This is a genomic window from Antarcticibacterium flavum, assembly GCF_006159205.1.
Classification (GTDB): domain Bacteria; phylum Bacteroidota; class Bacteroidia; order Flavobacteriales; family Flavobacteriaceae; genus Gillisia; species Gillisia flava.
Genome location: NZ_CP040812.1, coordinates 3,955,780 through 3,972,718, shown reverse-complemented (window position 1 = coordinate 3,972,718; position 16,939 = coordinate 3,955,780). Strand labels below are relative to the sequence as shown.

Sequence of the window (16,939 nt, the reverse complement as noted above, 5' to 3'; positions counted from 1 at the left end):
TTTTACAATTGAATCTTATCTATGCTTTCAAGGATTATAAAATTCAGCTTAGAAAATAAGCTGATCGTGTTATTGTTAACCAGCTTTATGGTTGGGTACGGGATCTATTCCCTCACCCAAATCCCTATTGGTGCTGTACCCGATATTACCAACAACCAGGTGCAGGTTATCACTACCTCGCAGAACCTTTCAACCCAGGATATGGAGCAGTTCATCACTTATCCCGTGGAGCTGGAAATGGCGAATTTACCGGGGGTGGTGGAGATACGTTCTGTCTCAAAGTTCGGCCTATCTGTAGTCACAATTGTATTCGAAGACAAGATGGGCACCTACCTGCCCCGGCAGTTGATCGCTGAAAAAATTGAGTCGGCATCACAAAATATTCCGGAAGGTTTCGGAACGCCAGAGATGGGCCCTATTACCACGGGATTGGGTGAGATCTATCAATATATCCTGGACACCAAGCCCGGGTATGAAGATAAATACACTGCCACTGAACTTCGTACTATACAGGACTGGATCGTAAAGCGGCAACTCTCAGGTATCCCCGGCGTTGTTGAAGTGAACAGCTGGGGCGGTAAATTAAAGCAATATGAAGTAGCCATTAATACTGAAAAGTTAATGGCCATGAATATCTCTACAACAGATGTGTTCACTGCGCTGGAAAAAAATAACAGCGTTGCCGGCGGGGGTTATATTGAAAGGATCAACCAGGCCTACTTCATTCGTGGAGAAGGTTTGGTAAATAGTCTGGAGGATATAGAGAACATCGTAGTAACCAATATAGGAGCTAATCCTGTTTACATTCGGGACATTGCTGAAGTCGGTTTTGGCCACGCCACCCGCTATGGGGCTATTACCGGGAATGGTGAAGGCGAAAAGGTCCTGGGACAGGTCATGATGATCAAGGATGGGAATAGTAAAAAAGTAATTGAGGCTGTACAGGAACGTGTTGCTTCCATTTCGCAAAGCCTGCCCGAAGGGGTCTACATCAACGGTTTCCTGGACAGGAGTACTTTAATTGGGAAAACCACTTTTACAATTACAGAGAACCTGCTGCTCGGCTGCCTCATAGTGATCTTTGTGGTAGTGCTGCTCCTGGGGAACTTACGGTCTGGGCTGGTGGTGGCTTCTGTCATTCCGCTTTGCCTATTGTTTGCCCTTTCTATGATGTACATTTTTGGAATAGATGCCAACCTTATGAGCCTGGGTGCTATAGATTTTGGTATCATAATAGACGGGGCGGTAATTATTGTAGAGTTTATCGCCTTTAGGATAACAACCCAAAAGGATGAGCTGGCAAACCTTGGAAAAGCTGAAAAAAGGCTGGTACAGGACAAGATCACTTATGAAGGGGCGACAAAAATGATGAATTCGGCCGTATTTGGGCAGCTCATTATTTTGATAGTTTTTATACCTATCCTCTCCCTAAGCGGGGTTGAAGGCAAGATGTTCAAACCCATGGCGCTCACCTTCAGTTTTGCACTTATAGGGGCGATGATCCTTTGTTTTACCTACGTTCCCGTTATGTCTTCCATGTTCCTGAAACCTTCTAACCTTTCAGATAAAAACATTTCAGTAAGACTAATGAGAGCGGTGACCCGGGCTTATGATCCTGTGATAAGGTTTGCACTTTCAGCTAAGACATTGATCCTGGGATTATCTGCTTTATTACTGGCCATTTCAATTTACATTTTCACGACCATGGGCGGGGAATTTGTACCTACACTGGATGAAGGGGATTTTGTAATACAACCTGTTCTCAAAACCGGGACCTCCCTAAGTGAGACTATTAAGATCACAACCCAAATGGAAACAATCCTGCTGGAAAAATTCCCTGAGGTAGACCAGGTGGTAACGCGAATTGGTGCTGCGGAAGTGCCTACAGACCCTATGTCCATGGAGGAAAGCGATGTGATAATCACCTTGAAACCGCAAGGGGAATGGGTAAGTGCTGAAAGCAAAGATGAGCTGGCCGATAAATTCAAGGAAGCCCTGGCGGTTATCCCCGGGATGGAAGTGGAATTTACCCAACCAATAGAAATGAGGTTTAATGAGTTGATAACCGGGGTAAGGGCAGATATTGCTATCAAAGTGTTTGGGGAGGATCTTTCTATTCTAAGCAACAAAGCACATGAAATTGAGAGGCTCATACGGGATGTGGAAGGAGCTGCAGATATCACGGTGGAAAAGGTAGAAGGGCTGCCTCAAATGAACGTAAAATACAACAGAAGTAAGATCGCTCGCTATGGACTTAACATTGCAGATCTCAACGAACTCATAAGTATGGGCTTTGCAGGAAGGACCGTAGGCAGTGTATTCGAAGGTGAAAAAAGATTTGATCTGGTTGTAAGGCTAAATGAAGCCGGACGTCGCGATCTTTCCAGCCTGCAAAATCTTTATGTGGACCTCCCGGCCGGCGGCAGGATACCATTGCGGGAACTGGCAGATATTACCTATCAAACCGGTGCGGCAAAGATCTCCAGGGATGACACCCGGCGCAGGATCGTGGTGGGCATTAATGTGAGAAACCGTGACCTCCAAAGTGTGGTAGATGATGTACAGGAGCTTATTGATAAAAACATCGAGCTACCGGTAGGTTACAGTATTACATATGGAGGACAATTTGAAAATCTTCAAAGTGCCCGTGCGCGCTTATTAATTGCTGTCCCGGTGGCTCTTATACTCATTTTTATTCTCCTATATTTCGCCTTCAAATCGGTTAAGGAAGCACTAATTATCTACTCTGCTATTCCCCTGGCTGCAGTTGGTGGAATATTATTGTTGTGGATACGGGATATGCCCTTTAGTATCTCTGCCGGGGTGGGCTTTATAGCCCTGTTTGGTATAGCGGTGTTGAACGGGATAGTATTGATCGAACATTTTAAAGACCTTAAAAAGGATGGTATGGAACATAATGATAACCTGGTAAGAAAAGGGGCAAAAGACCGGCTTCGAGCCGTGCTGCTTACGGCCTCTGCGGCGGCACTGGGATTCCTGCCTATGGCAGTTTCTACCAATGCCGGGGCCGAGGTACAAAGGCCTTTGGCTACAGTTGTAATTGGAGGGCTGGTAACTGCTACCCTGTTAACCCTGGTGGTAGTCCCGGTACTTTATTCGATCTTTGGGGATACGGGCAAACCTGCATTAAAATTCAGAAATAAAAATAAGCCGTTGTTGTTCATACTGCTACTCTTTGCAGTTCCAGGCTTCTCGCAGGAACAACCTTTTAATTTTGAGGAAATAAGAAACCTGGCACTGGAAAATAATGCTAGCCTGAGAGCATCTGCCCTGGAGGTGGAGGAAGCGAAGGCTTTGGTTAATACGGCTTTTGATTTTGATAATACTGAAGTGTATTATCATTATGATCAAAATAACCTGGCAATCAATGAACAGCCGGTTGAGGTTTTCGGGATCAAACAGGAATTCGCCTTTCCCACGGTTTATACTGCTGCCCTCAATAGGAACAAAGCCGGCCTGGAGGTGCAAACCTTACGTAATAACCTGGAGGTCCTGAGACTTGAAGGTGCAGTAGCTGCAGCTTACTATCAATTACAGTATGAAATGGAGCGGGAGCAAGTGTATGCCTACCTTGACAGCCTTTATGACAGGTTCTCCTATTCTGCCCGCCGAAGATTTGAACTGGGGGAAACCAATTACCTGGAGAAGATCACTGCCCAGGCCAAACAAAGGGAATTACAAACCCGCTACCGGCAGGCGGGTGAAGATGTGGTTGCTGCCCGCGAGGAATTAATGAGGCTGGTGCAAGCTTCCATGCCAATAAATATTCTTAAAATACCCCTGCCTAAACTGGAGATAAAGAATATTGGCTTTCAGGATAACGTTATCCTGGATCTGGCTGAATCGCTTGTAGCACTGCAGAATGCTGAGAAAAAATTGAACAGGAACCGCCTGCTTCCGGATATAAGCCTGGATTATTTCGGCGGAAGCAATTCCGGCCTGGACTATAATCTCTATGGTTACCAGCTAGGTTTAAAGATCCCGCTTTTATTTCCGGCCAAATCTGCGCGGATAAAGGCTGCAACCATAGCTGAGGATCGCGCTGCTGAAGAAGCTGATAACATAAGAATTGATCTACAGGCCAGGTATCTAAGGCTTCAGGCTGAATTGCGGAAACATAAAGAAGCCCTCTCCTATTTTGAAGAAGAAGGCATGGAACTTTCAGAAGAGATCCTTAAAACAGCAAATTTAAGCTACCAGAATGGTGAGCTGGATTTTTTCCAGTATATCCTTAGTCTGGAAAGTGCTAATGAGATCATCCTTAATTATCTGGAAAGTTTGAATTCTTATAACCAAACGGTCATTTCAATAAATTACCTAATCTTAAATTGATGAAAAATTTACATTATAAACTCATATTGGTCCTTTCACTTTCTTTTATAGGCTGTAAAGAGGAAACAGAAAGTACAGGGGAAGAAACCTCAAACACCAATGAGATCACTGTCACCCGGCAACAGTTTGAAAGCAGTGGGATGAAAATTGGAACATTTGAGACCCTGGAATTTCCTGAAATTGTACAAACTACAGGAGAAATAGACGTTCCACCGGAGAATCGCGCGGTGATAAATGCCTTTGTTGGGGGTTACGTTAAGAGAAACCCGCTGTTGGTGGGCGATGATGTAAAAAAGGGCCAGCCGCTTATTACCCTTGAGAATCCTGACTATATCGAGATACAACAGCAATATCTGGAAGTGGCAGAGCAGCTTAAATATTTAAAAGCTGAATTTGACCGGCAGCAAACCCTTTTTGAAGAGAAGGTAACCTCAGAAAAAAAGTTCCTGCAGGCAGAAAGTGATTATCGAAGGAATATGGCAATGTACAACGGCTTGCGCCAAAAACTGCAAATGCTGAATATTTCACCTTCCCTAGTGGAGCAGGGAAAGATCACTTCTGAAATTACAATTTACTCACCTATTAGCGGAAGTATCACAGCAGTGGACGTAAGCAAAGGGATGTTTGTTACGGCGCAGGATCGCATCATGGAAATTGTAGAGAAAGAACACATGCACCTGGAGTTAATAGCTTTTGAAAAAGATGTGATGCAAATAAAAAAAGGACAGGAGATCATCTTTAAAACCCCTGAGGGAAATTCAAATAGCTTTAGCGGGGAAGTATACCTTGTAGGCAAAGCAATAGACAGGCAAAGCAGGACAGTGCTCATACACGGGCATTTGCCCGATAGCCTGGTTGAGAAACTTACCGTAGGTATGTTTGTGGAAGCCGGGATTGTAACAAATAAAACCAAACAGCAGGCCCTACCCGAGGAAGCTGTCATTGAACAGGAAGGTTTTTCTTATGTCCTGCATCTCCTTGGAGAGGAGAATGGAAATTATATATTCCAGAAAAAAGAAGTGAGACCTGCAGCTACCTACAACGGTTACAAAGCAATTGAAAACACTGCCGATTTTGAAGCCAATGCCCGATTCCTCACCAATGGAAGTTTCAGGTTAATTGGGGAGTAGGGGTTGTCGGTTGTAGGTTGTCGGTTGTCAGTTGAAAAAATGTGAAAAGTAGGGGTAGGGCTTGCCCCTACCCTCTACCCTTTTTTGCCACCAATGCCATTTTCCCTCCCAGCCAGGCCATGGGGAAATATGCTAGCACCAGGTCGAGAACAGAGAACCAGGCAGGTGATGGTAACAAATAGATATTAGTGATCCCACCTGCGAAAAAGAATAGCCCTATTACCATCGCTAATTTTAATTTGTTATTTGCGGCAATAACGGCGCAAAGAAATGCACCTGCCAGGGTACCAAGCGCATGAGCGAGAAAGGGCATTAAAAAGTGTTTTGGTTCAAATAAATGCATTGATTTTAAAAGACCTTCCATATTTGTTACATCTGCCCCTGCAGGTGGGGGAATTACTGATGAACTTATGGTAATAATTCCCATATTTACTATACTTCCTATAACAATTCCTGCCAGGATAGCCAGCACATTTCGAAGTAGCGGATTCATACTGATAATATATTTTTAAAGGGAATGCGTGAAGTGATTCTCCTAATACCTAATCCTAATAAATTATTTCGTGGTTTTAAGGTCCATTGCTGTGAAAACGTGATCTACCGGCTCCCACAGTTCTATCTTATTACCTTCGTGATCCATGATGTGTACAAACTTCCCATAATCAAAATTTTCAATTTCATCCAGGACCTCCACCCCGTTTGACTTCAATTTCTTAACCAGTCCTTCAATATTTTGCACTCTGTAGTTGATCATAAATTCTTTTTTCGAAGGTGCAAAATGCTCGCTTCCCGGTTTAGATGGGCTCCACTGCAGGTAGTTAATTTCCTCAGGCCTATTGGCATTGCGAAATTCAAAGCTGGAACCCCATTGGTTTACCTCAAGCCCCAGGTTATTTGCATACCACTCCCTACTCCTTCCGGGGTCATCACTTATGAAAAAAATTCCGCCAATGCCTGTAACTTTAGGTGGTATTCCGTTTTGCTCTTTTTTCCCGGACTCCTTGTGTTTTGATATCATTGTTGTTGAATAAACTATTTATTAATCTTGATGTTTCCTAAAGTAAGGTAGATAAAAGTTTTGGTTTTTTAGAATCCACAGCATTAGGAATATAATTAAATCCTAAGAGGTCTGACAAAATGTAGGAAAAGCCGAAAACTTTTAAGTTCTACATCCGCATTAATCTTCTTCTTATCGAATAATTAATTATTTCCTTTTCTCGTTCAAAAACCAGATGTAAATTCCTGACACTTAACTTAATTGATGGAATCATGAAGAAACTATTATTTTTATTTTGCACTGTAATTTGCCTTGGTGCTTGCAGTGTTGATGAACAGGAACTGGAAAATGCAGTAATGCCTATCCAGGAGATCAATGCCACTTTTGAAAGTGACGGATGTATTGTAACCACGTTTGACTATAGCACGCTTGGAACAATTGATGTTAGGAATGACAGAGACTTTCTCTATATTTCTATTAAAGCAAAGGGTGAAAACAACTTGTCTTCCATTGCTTTGCATCTAGCCCATGATTTTTCAGGCTTCCCTACCAAAGGAAAAGGAAATTTGAAACCCGAATGGCTGGAAATTCAGGATCCACTTGGTCCGGGAGTTCAGGAACAATCTTATAAATTCCCTCTGGGTGATTATTCTAATAATCTGGTTATAGCCAGCTACACCACCTTTAATGGAGCAGAAGGTTTTTGGACAGGAGATATTGAAGTTAAACAGGGAAACTGGGCCTATTTTGGATATGAAATTAAAGAACATCCTGTGAATGCCGGTCCTGATAATTCCAGGGAAATTACTTTGAGTGAAGCTAGAAAATTGCCTAGTTGGGACGAAGTTAGAAAGATATATGCAAATATGCTTGCTCCAGGTGTTCCAAAAAAAGAAGGAACTTATAGTCCTTCCATATGGGATCTAATTGACGACTTTAATGATCCAGCCAGGGAAAGTCAATTGGGGGAATACACTACCACCTATACCCTTGGAACAGGTGATTGCACAGATTCTGTGATTCTCACAATGATAGTTGTACCAGATGATGAAAGTTTGTAATCCATAATATATCTTCAAATGAAGGAAAGGCCATTTAAATCTTTAAATGGCCTTTCCTTCATTTTATTGCTACCCTTAATTACAGGGAAAACATTAAATCTTAATTCAATTTTTCTTATCAAAACCGGTGCGGGTCATTTCCCCCCAACCTTTGTTTCCCGTTAATTTTTCCCAGTTTCCTTTTAAAGCTGCATAAACGGTAAAAGGATGAAAAATTAGTGGTTCGAGCAAAGCTACAGTTGCCAGTTTTCTCAAATCCCGGATGGTCTCATATTTCTTATAAGTTGATTCCTCTGTATACAAAGCCATCATGGAAAACATCACTGCAAATACATACACCAGCAGCAGGAATAAAAAGAAGAATTCCCAGCTTATAATCCCTAAAAATGCAAGAACTAAACTTATAATTAGTCCTGTAACCTCAATCAAAGGGGCGTAATATTCAGCAAACAACCAATAGGGATAACTCAGTAGCCCTAATGTCCTGTATTTAGGATTGAACATCATCCTCCTGTGGGTCCAGAGGGTTTCTATAGTTCCACGCATCCAGCGGCTGCGTTGTTTTCCCAGGATCTTATAACTTTCGGGTGCTTCTGTCCAGCATAAGGGATCTGGGATATATTGTACAGTGTAAGGCTCCCCTTTATCTACCATGTACCTTCTCATCCTAACTATAAGCTCCATATCCTCTCCTACAGTTTTGGTGTCATATCCCCCACTACTTATGGCAACCTCACGATCAAACATGCCAAAAGCACCGCTTATGATAAGGAGGCCATCCATTTTACTCCAGGCCATTCTTCCAAGGATAAAAGCTCTTAAATATTCTATTACCTGCACCCGCGCCAGGAAGTTCTCCGGAGCCTTCACCTCTACAAGTTTTCCCGATTTGATAACACATGAATTGGCTATTCTTACCACGCCCCCGGTAGCAATGATCTTTTTATCTGACTGCTCCAAATAAGGTTTGGCTAGTTTTAAAAGCACATCCTTATCCATAATACAATCCACATCTATACAAACAATATACGGGTTGCGGGATACATTGATCCCTGTGTTTAAAGCATCTGCCTTTCCTCCATTCTCCTTGTCTACAACTATTAATCTGGAAAACGCGGGATTTGCAGATGTGTAAATTGCCTTAACCTTTTTGGTAGGAATTTTATCCTTATAAGTCAATGAGCTCTCTACAAGATCAAACGCTGCTTTAAGAACGGGGATGGAATCATCCTTACTACCATCGTTAACTACGATCACGTCAAAATTGTTATAGTTGATGGATAGCAATGACCTAACATTTTCTTCAATTGTCCTCCCTTCATTATAGGCCGGTGCTATCAATGAAACTTTGGGGGCACTGTCCAGGGCCAGCAACGCATTATAATTAACGAACCTGTTCTTTTTTAAGTAGGCTTTTAGATGAACTCCTGAAATAATAGCCAGGGCCACATAGGAAAACATCACAAAAATAGCGAAGAAAAGAATGAGGTAATTAAATACCGTTATAACCAGATCTATTGTGTAATTACCTGTCATTGAAGCTGCTCTGTTTTATTTAATAGCAAAGACATTTCTTTTTTTAGCACCTTATCATCCATTTTTTCAAACATCCGGGTCAAAGCCTCATAATGCTCCGGTAAACTGTAATAATTCATTAATCGTACTGCCAGCAGGAAAACAGACCTATTTCTGCTCTCAAGAAGTTCATCAAGATTGGCAGGTGCTGGGATCCTATAGTTCTTGACAACAAAAAGGATATTACTCTGTATCCAGTCATTAAAATAAACGCCGGAATTTTTGAATTTCAATAGTTCTGATATTCCTTTAAGCTTAATCATTCCAAGCAATACCTCAGTTTGTACATAACTGTTTGGATGGTTCTTGTAACTTACGATCCTTGGATAGGCCGGTAAGTACTTAAGGCTCGAAAGGTCCCTTATTCCTTCTACAATATGCGCCCAGTTAGCTGAATTAAGTTTGGAAAGAGAATAAGCAGCCAGGCCAGATTCTGCAAAGAACTGTTCCAGCTTTTTGCTATAGATCCCACTGTAATTATGATGAAGGCCAATAAGAGCTTTAATCGTAAGCTGTTGAAAAAGCCTCTCGCCATTATGTTCCTTAAAAAAAGGATGGATAGCCATTTCACTTACTGAGGACTCATCAAAGAGAAATTTGAACAGCAATTCATCTATTTGTTCCTGATATTCTTTCTTTTTCCTGATCTCCCGTATTCTATAGACTTTTTTGTAAAGGGTCATTAAAAAGAACAGCAGGGAAACCGCGACAAGGCAAAATATGACTAATAACAGTAAATTTCTTACAGTAAAATAAAAAGGAATCAAACCTTCACTGCTCGCCACTAGTGGCCTGTAAAGGATCAAGCCTTCATTTGACAAAAAGTGTAAAGGAGAAAAAACGGTAGTTAAAATTATATCCAAGAATATAAGGATCAGGATTGTTTAACAACTAGCTTTTCCATGCGTTTAAGCAAAACGGCAGGGCTAAAAGGTTTGGAAATAAACTCATCTGCTCCCAGATCAAAGACTTCCAGTTCTGTTGATTCCACACCAGAAGATGTAAGGACAATGAGAGGAAGCTTTTGGCCCCGGCTAGTCCTCAGGCTGCGTATTACCTGCTGACCTCCTGCGAAGGGAAGATTAAGGTCTGTTATCACGATATCTATTTCATTCTCGTGATTTTCCAGGTATTGCATGGCATCCAGACCATTATCAAAACCTGTAACAGTATAACCTTTTGATCTTAAAAAAAAAGAAAGGGATTTCAATAGGAACTCATCATCTTCTACTAGTAGGGTCTTCATTTTGAGGGGTATTTATTAATTCTTTCAATATACTAAAAATCTCCTTAAGCTGTAAGCCCAAAGAGACTACCAGGCCGGTATAATCCCTATTTCCAGGATCGTGATTTTTGAGATCTTCAAGCTTATTCAGCAATGTGAGGTCGGCATCAATAACTCCAAGAGATGTCTTTAATTTATGTGCTGTTGCAGCAATTTCGACAACATTTTTATTTTCAGAATGACCCTGGATTTCTTCAAACATCTTTTCTGCCTGGTTGACCAGAAGCAAGATCATTTCCTGCCTGAAATTTTCATCCCCTTCCGTCAGGTCATTGAGGTTCTCCAGGGAGATAATAGGTTTATCCTTAAAAGTAACATTGGGTTTCAATATCTTATGATAGCTGTTTCCCTGTATCGTAAGCTCTATGATATTCAACAGATCTTCCTTTGGAAAGGGTTTCGATAAGTAATCATTCATTCCCAGCTCATGACATTTGATCCTTTCTGAAAGCATGAAATTTGCAGTCAAAGCTATGATTGGAGTGGAAATTTCAAGTTCCTGTCTTATTGCTTTAGTAGCGTCATAGCCATCCTTTACAGGCATTTGAATATCCATTAAGATAAGGTCGTACTTCTTGATACGTAACAATTCTATGCCTTTTTCTCCATTTTCAGCCAGGTCAACTTCATAGCCTTTTTCATTAAGAATTGCCTTTATTAACCTCTGGTTAAGCTCATTATCTTCACAAAGCAAGATACTGGCCTTGTTGATATCGCGGGTGGCAGCCGGGGACTTCTCTTTTTCTAATTGTGCATTGATAATTCCCCTGCCAAAGGTGAGCTCAAATGTAAAGACAGATCCCTTACCTATTGTACTTTCTACCCCCACAGTACCTCCCTGTTTCTCAATGAGCTGCCTGGAAATATTAAGTCCTAAACCTGTGCCTCCATATTTACGGGAGGTGTCTTCCTCTCCCTGCGAAAATCGGTCAAAAATAGCGTCCAGTTTCTTTGCAGGAATACCAATGCCTGTATCAACTACTTTAAATTGCAGCCGGGTACTTTCATTGTTTTCAGGGACAGATTTGACAGATTTTATAAAAACCTCAACTCTTCCTGCTGCTGTGAATTTTATAGCATTCCCAAGTAGATTGATCAATATTTGCGTTAACCTGTTCCTATCGCCAATAAGCTGAAATTCAACATCGGGTTCTATATGATATTGGAATAACAGCTTTTTTTGATGCGCCTTTAAATGAAGAATTGAAAAGACATTTTGTATTACCAGTGAAAGATCAAAAGGCTCTTTCTCAAGATGTATTACTCCTGCTTCCAGTTTGGAGAGGTCCAGAATATCGTTAATTATGTATAAAAGATTGTCTCCCGCTGTTTTAACCGATTTAAGGTAGGATTCCTTTGAAGGATCCTGCTCTTTTTCCAGAAGCAGTTCTGTAAACCCAAGGATAGCATGAATTGGAGTTCTTATTTCGTGGCTCATATTGGCTATGAAATTATCCTTTTGATTATTTAATTCTTCAGCAAGGTCCCTGGATTGCTGCAATGCCCTTTCGGCTTCAATTTCTTTGGTAATATCCCGGCTTATCTTTACCACCTTTATAACTTCATCCTTTTGATTTGTAATGGGATTATAAGTGGCCTGAATCCATACAGGAGAACCATCTTTTTGAAGCCTTTTAAATCTTCCTGTATGAAATTCTCCATTTCGTAACGATGACCAAAACTCCTCACTTGCCAATTTTTGATCTTCATCAAGAAAAATTTCGTGATGCTTCCCAATTACCTCTTCCCGGGGATATCCCAGGACCTTTAGAAAATTTTTATTTACAGATCTTATTACACCATCTGGTGAAAACTCCACTACCCCATTGGATTTTCTTATCGCTTTAAGCAAAAGGTTATATTCTGTTTCCTTTTGAAGAAGTTGAAGTTGTGTTTTCTTTATCTTTTCATTTATGACTAACTCCAGCTCGTTTCCCAGCTCTTTATTTTTTTTACGGGTTTCCAGCAGTGCCATGGTTTGATCTGCCACCAGCTTTAGGGCCAGTCTTTGGTCTTCATTTAATTCCCGGGGGACAGTATCTACCACACATACAGTTCCTATTTTATGCCCATTGCTTGCTTTTATATTCACCCCTGCATAAAACCGAATACCTCCCTCTGCCGTTACATGGTCATTACCGCGAACCCGGTCATCCTCCCTTGCATCTGGTATTTCCAGGAGGTCATCCTGCTCCAGGGTGAACTGGCAAATCGTATCTTCCTTTGGCACTTCATCCTGCACTACCCCAACTTTAGCCTTATACCATTGCCTTTTATCATCCAACATGGAAATTAAAGCAATTGGGGAATTGCAAATTATGGAAATAAGTTTTACCAGGCCATCAAACTCCTCTTCCCCGGGAGTGTCGAGAATATTGTATGAAAGGAGGGTTTGCAAACGCCGTATTTCCTCATTATTGTCTTTCTTTAAAATATATGTCATGGAAAGGGAGGGGATAAAAAATGAGGGGCTTGGGCTATTTAGAAGAAGCTGTTTTTATTTAATATATCAATATAACAGGTCATAAAACAACTGTTTAATTTCAGGCTGCAATGTAGGAATTTCAGAATAATGAGTTACTATTTTTTACATGAACATATGTTAATTAATTATTGCTAGTTATAGCAGCACATCACGACCCTTTAAGTGATAAGGTTTTAATTTTCTTGACTTTAGTGTCAACAAGTTGGAAGATTAAAAGTTGCTATTAAGCGATAAATCTTCAATTAGGCCTTGTTTACATTATGCTTCAGGAAAGCTTCATAAAAAGTGGCGGCTGCCATTTGATGTGGCCTTAAAATATGCTCGTCATCAAATCCAAAATCCCTTAAATCCTTATAATCCTGTTCTGTGGTTGCAGTAACAAAATAATTCCCGGTATACCCGTTTAGATCCAGGAGTTTTTTTAGCTGTTGGGAAAGTTCGGTATTTGCCACTGTGCTAATGATGATATTGCTTCTATCATATGGTATTTGCTCCAGAAGGTCCGGGTCCTCCATATCTCCATAAATAATCCCCTTACCCTTGGCTTTCCACTCGGCGATTAATACGGGATCAAAATCTACCCCCAGATATCGCACTTCTGAATGTTCCTCAAGCATTTCACCAAGGCGCCTGCCAAACCTTCCAAGGCCCAGGATCACTACATCGTAAACTTCCTCCTTGTCAATGCTCTCAATTTCAGTATAATTTTTGCTTCTTTGGAAAATATCAAGTGCAGGAGACAGGATCTTAAAAATTTGATGCGAGTATAGAATGAGATAAGTAGAAAGGCCAATCGTGATCAATCCTACAAGGGTAATTAACCCCACCACTTCGTTGGTAATATGGCCCACACTGTACCCCAATCCGGCAAAAATTAAGGAGAACTCACTTATTTGAGCAACGGTTAAACCCGCCAGAAAGGAGGTACGTTTTCGATATCCCAGGATACCCATGATGATAAGAACGATCAAGGGATTGCCTATAAGTACAAAAGCAGAAAAAATTAGGGCGGGATAGATCTGGCTGCCGATTATGGACAGGTCCAGATTGCTACCCAGATTTACAAAGAAGAACAGGAGCAGGAAATCCCTTAAAGTTACCAGGCGGCTGCTTATAACCTCTTTAAAATCTGAAGAAGCAAGGGTAATACCTGCCAAAAATGCACCTACTTCACTACTAAAGCCTATGAGTTCACTCACTGCAGCAATAGAGACTGCCCAGGCAATGGCGAAGAGGATAAGAAGTTCCTGTGACTTTGCGAGAAACGCACTAAGGCCTGGTACTATCCATTTAATTGCAATCAAAGTAAAGACAGCCAATCCCAGGCCGGAACCCACAGTTTTAATGATATCTCCGGTGAGCGAAGTTTCCCCATCCTGTTGCATGGCTGAAAGTATGATCATCACCAGGATAACAACTATATCCTGTACTATTAAGAAACCAATAGCTATTTGCCCGTGCAGGGAGTCTATTTCCTTTTTATCTGAAAGTAATTTGACGATGATGATCGTACTGGAAAATGTAAGTGCGACAGCTATATAAAAACTATGAAGGGAAGAGAAGCCGAGGATTAAACCAATAAAATAACCAAATAGGGAGGTAAAGATCACCTGCCCCATCCCTGTGAGCAGGGAAATCTTTCCTACAGATCTTATTATTCGTAGATCAAGTTTTAAACCTACTATAAACAGCAGTACTGCAATTCCAATCTCTGCCAGTAAGTGAATAGATTCTGGAGATTTAACCACATCAAGGACCGCAGGGCCCACAATGATCCCTAATGCGATGAACATCACAATTAGAGGCTGTTTTAATAGGCGGCCAATTGCGCCCAGCAATGCCGCCAGGGCAAGGATGATAGAAAATTCATAAAAAGGATTGTCCGATATGCCAGAAATCCAGTTCATGAAGATAAAACTATTAATGGCGTTTGTGCCCCGTAAACCACCTCATTTATCATGAACTTCCTGAATAACTTATCGTTAAGAGTTCGTGATCCCTGTTGAAGTACAAGAAAGGAGTCCATAGTTAAGTGTACCTGTTTCTTCAAAAGGTCCAGCGCATTGTCCCCCTTATAAATGCTAAACTCACTTTTTAGGGTATCAAATTCCTTCTGAAGTTTCTGCAGATATACTTTAGCTTTATCTTCATCCTCGTCATCCTTTAGCACAGTAAAAAACTCTATTTGCTTTATATGGCCAGTAAGCGACGTTAAAACTACCTGAAATTGCTCCCTGTTCATTGGAAACTTGGGAGTAACCCCTACCAAAAGCTTTTGGGGAATAGCTACAGGGGTTTTTATGGGAACTGCCAGGGTTAAATGATTGGACTCATCAATAATAGAAAGAGGTGTACTTCCAATAAAGAGACGTTTTAAAACCCCGGTGGTCTTAAGGCCCGTAAGCACCCAGTCAAAATAAAGCTCGTTGGACAACTCCTTAAGAATTGAAAGAATTGGTTTTGGGCTTATATGAATTGCGTTTTCATCCTGGATCCTTTCTTTCAACAGATCCCGCAAATGTATGTGAGCATCAGAAATTTCAGCTTTGAGAATCTCATTGCGGCTCCCCTCATCGGCCAGGGCCGGTACTACCCCTGCAACCTGATGTACAAAAACCAGTTTGCCATTTAATTTTTTGGAGAGTGAAAAGCCAAATTCAATCAGGTTCTCTGAATATTCAGAAAAATCTACCAGTATTATAATTCTGTTTCTCTTATTCATTAGCACCAGGGTTTACTTGAAGCATACCTGAACAAATCCGGAAAATTAAGATCAACCAGGAAGTGCAATTGTTTATTGATAAGCTTTAAAATCAATGAAAAGTCTTCCCGACTTCCTTTTCTAAATTTATGAAAAAAGAGAGAGGAGTTTATTATAATTTAATTAATATCCTGAAAAAGTGGACTTAGTATACTTATATTATGAGAGAAAAATAGAGTAAGGTTATATTAAAAGAAACTTTGTTGCCTCCTACCTGCTCAACTTATTATAAAACCCTTTAAAGGGCCCCTGGATCCAATCATAAAAATAGGTTCCAAAATATAGCAAAAGGAAAAAGGAACCAATGAAGAAGAAATAATGGTACTGGTGGTCGTACGAAAGGATATCAAGCACACAAAGTGTTGCCAGGGTGTAGCAAACAAGGAACAACACCATGAAGAGGCGTTTAATGATTGGGAGGTATTTACGCATAAAAGTCTTAGAAAATAATATTCAGGGGGAGAAGTAAAGATAAATGAAAAACATATTTCCTTTACACGCCCCATAATTTTTTTTATTAAAATTTATGTGGAAAGTCTTACCTTACAGGTAAATAGGATTTTATGATCTGGTGGACATTATTCAGCGTTGGTATTGTTTTTCTCACCCTTATCCTGGCAGGGGCGTTTAAAAAGAAAAAATAAATCCGGTTTTTCATTACGCCAAATTGGTTGTGTCACCCAAATCAATTCCACCGGGCCTGCTCCCCAATTAAGCTATTGCGAATTACCACATAACAAAACTACACCTCACGAATTCACGTCTTACGAATTACCAATTTTTATATTTACCCACCAGCTGATTGAAGTCATATTTTCCTCTAACCAAAGGGTTTAGCTTTGCACAGTTGAATCTCCTTTAAAAGCAAATGAAACAGTACGAAAATCTATTAAAGCTTATTTTGACAGGTAACCCTATCACCATCCTTCAGGAGCCCGAAATCACGGGAAAATTCAATGAACTCCTGAAACATGACCTAATAGAAATTACTGAAGAAAAAATTGTACTTACTCAAAAAGGCAGAGATATATTAAATATCCCACTTTTCGCCTCTCCTACCCAGGAACAGGAAATCGAGGAATTTGGAGAGAAAGCACGCATCAAGGGAAAAACTTTTTACCTCCTAAGTTTGTTCCTGCTTATGATCTCTATACTTTTTGTTTTTGCCGCTCATTTTTAAGGAAAAGACTTTGATCTCTAATCTTCGGGCAATTTCTATAAAAACTATCCGGTTTTATTTCTACCTGGAGGGTAAGTTGATGACTGAAGAATTTTCGCCTTTTTGTATGCTT

12 protein-coding genes are annotated in these 16,939 nt (G+C 40.7%); 4 read left to right on the top strand and 8 right to left on the bottom strand.

Features of this window, described 5'->3' with window-relative positions; all coding sequences use genetic code 11:
• The first annotated feature begins 21 nt into the window (after positions 1 to 21).
• Both FHG64_RS17450 and FHG64_RS17445 read left to right on the top strand, forming a co-directional pair.
• On the top strand, positions 22 to 4,353 hold the full coding sequence (locus tag FHG64_RS17450; protein ID WP_139067591.1) for a CusA/CzcA family heavy metal efflux RND transporter: 4,332 nt from the start codon (positions 22 to 24) through the stop codon (positions 4,351 to 4,353).
• Positions 4,353 to 5,483: an efflux RND transporter periplasmic adaptor subunit gene (locus tag FHG64_RS17445; RefSeq protein ID WP_139067590.1), complete on the top strand. Its 1,131-nt coding sequence runs from the start codon at positions 4,353 to 4,355 to the stop codon at positions 5,481 to 5,483. The genes FHG64_RS17450 and FHG64_RS17445 overlap by 1 nt, the downstream gene beginning before the upstream one ends.
• 67 nt (positions 5,484 to 5,550) lie before the next feature.
• Here the strand turns inward: FHG64_RS17445 and FHG64_RS17440 are convergent, their stop codons facing one another.
• Positions 5,551 to 5,976 (bottom strand): hypothetical protein, encoded by a 426-nt coding sequence (locus tag FHG64_RS17440; protein WP_139067589.1) that lies wholly within the window; start codon positions 5,974 to 5,976, stop codon positions 5,551 to 5,553.
• A 63-nt stretch (positions 5,977 to 6,039) separates the two neighbouring features.
• On the bottom strand, positions 6,040 to 6,501 hold the full coding sequence (locus tag FHG64_RS17435; protein WP_139067588.1) for a VOC family protein: 462 nt from the start codon (positions 6,499 to 6,501) through the stop codon (positions 6,040 to 6,042).
• A gap of 251 nt (positions 6,502 to 6,752) precedes the next feature.
• Here FHG64_RS17435 and FHG64_RS17430 point away from each other — a divergent pair, with 251 nt between their 5' ends.
• Positions 6,753 to 7,541 carry a hypothetical protein gene (locus tag FHG64_RS17430; RefSeq protein ID WP_139067587.1) on the top strand — a complete coding sequence of 263 codons (789 nt, stop codon included), beginning with the start codon at positions 6,753 to 6,755 and terminating at the stop codon, positions 7,539 to 7,541.
• A 105-nt stretch (positions 7,542 to 7,646) separates the two neighbouring features.
• Here FHG64_RS17430 and FHG64_RS17425 read toward each other — a convergent pair whose 3' ends face one another.
• From FHG64_RS17425 to FHG64_RS17400, 6 genes are all read right to left on the bottom strand, one after another.
• Positions 7,647 to 9,077, bottom strand: a complete 1,431-nt coding sequence (locus FHG64_RS17425; RefSeq protein ID WP_139067586.1) for a glycosyltransferase family 2 protein — start codon at positions 9,075 to 9,077, stop codon at positions 7,647 to 7,649.
• Positions 9,074 to 9,979, bottom strand: coding sequence for a hypothetical protein (locus FHG64_RS17420; protein WP_139067585.1), 906 nt, complete (start codon positions 9,977 to 9,979; stop codon positions 9,074 to 9,076). Before FHG64_RS17420 ends, FHG64_RS17425 begins: the two co-directional genes overlap by 4 nt.
• 11 nt (positions 9,980 to 9,990) lie before the next feature.
• On the bottom strand, positions 9,991 to 10,362 hold the full coding sequence (locus FHG64_RS17415) for a response regulator transcription factor (protein ID WP_139067584.1): 372 nt from the start codon (positions 10,360 to 10,362) through the stop codon (positions 9,991 to 9,993).
• Positions 10,337 to 12,844 carry a response regulator gene (locus FHG64_RS17410; RefSeq protein ID WP_139067583.1) on the bottom strand — a complete coding sequence of 836 codons (2,508 nt, stop codon included), beginning with the start codon at positions 12,842 to 12,844 and terminating at the stop codon, positions 10,337 to 10,339. The genes FHG64_RS17415 and FHG64_RS17410 overlap by 26 nt, the downstream gene beginning before the upstream one ends.
• Before the next feature lie 284 nt (positions 12,845 to 13,128).
• Positions 13,129 to 14,793, bottom strand: coding sequence for a cation:proton antiporter (locus FHG64_RS17405; RefSeq protein WP_139067582.1), 1,665 nt, complete (start codon positions 14,791 to 14,793; stop codon positions 13,129 to 13,131).
• Positions 14,790 to 15,608, bottom strand: coding sequence for a universal stress protein (locus FHG64_RS17400; protein ID WP_139067581.1), 819 nt, complete (start codon positions 15,606 to 15,608; stop codon positions 14,790 to 14,792). The genes FHG64_RS17405 and FHG64_RS17400 overlap by 4 nt, the downstream gene beginning before the upstream one ends.
• Before the next feature lie 907 nt (positions 15,609 to 16,515).
• On the opposite strand from FHG64_RS17400, the gene FHG64_RS17395 reads away from it, so the two are divergent.
• The gene (locus FHG64_RS17395; RefSeq protein ID WP_139067580.1) at positions 16,516 to 16,827 is read left to right on the top strand and encodes a hypothetical protein; all 312 of its coding nucleotides are present in this window, start codon (positions 16,516 to 16,518) and stop codon (positions 16,825 to 16,827) included.
• Positions 16,828 to 16,939: the final 112 nt, after the last annotated feature.

Coding starts and splice junctions, on each gene's coding strand:
- FHG64_RS17410 (WP_139067583.1), bottom strand. CDS start 12,844: ATGACATATATTTTAAAGAAAGACAATAATGAGGAAATACGGCGTTTG.
- FHG64_RS17440 (WP_139067589.1), bottom strand. CDS start 5,976: ATGAATCCGCTACTTCGAAATGTGCTGGCTATCCTGGCAGGAATTGTT.
- FHG64_RS17425 (WP_139067586.1), bottom strand. CDS start 9,077: ATGACAGGTAATTACACAATAGATCTGGTTATAACGGTATTTAATTAC.
- FHG64_RS17435 (WP_139067588.1), bottom strand. CDS start 6,501: ATGATATCAAAACACAAGGAGTCCGGGAAAAAAGAGCAAAACGGAATA.
- FHG64_RS17400 (WP_139067581.1), bottom strand. CDS start 15,608: ATGAATAAGAGAAACAGAATTATAATACTGGTAGATTTTTCTGAATAT.
- FHG64_RS17395 (WP_139067580.1), top strand. CDS start 16,516: ATGAAACAGTACGAAAATCTATTAAAGCTTATTTTGACAGGTAACCCT.
- FHG64_RS17405 (WP_139067582.1), bottom strand. CDS start 14,793: ATGAACTGGATTTCTGGCATATCGGACAATCCTTTTTATGAATTTTCT.
- FHG64_RS17430 (WP_139067587.1), top strand. CDS start 6,753: ATGAAGAAACTATTATTTTTATTTTGCACTGTAATTTGCCTTGGTGCT.
- FHG64_RS17445 (WP_139067590.1), top strand. CDS start 4,353: ATGAAAAATTTACATTATAAACTCATATTGGTCCTTTCACTTTCTTTT.
- FHG64_RS17415 (WP_139067584.1), bottom strand. CDS start 10,362: ATGAAGACCCTACTAGTAGAAGATGATGAGTTCCTATTGAAATCCCTT.
- FHG64_RS17450 (WP_139067591.1), top strand. CDS start 22: ATGCTTTCAAGGATTATAAAATTCAGCTTAGAAAATAAGCTGATCGTG.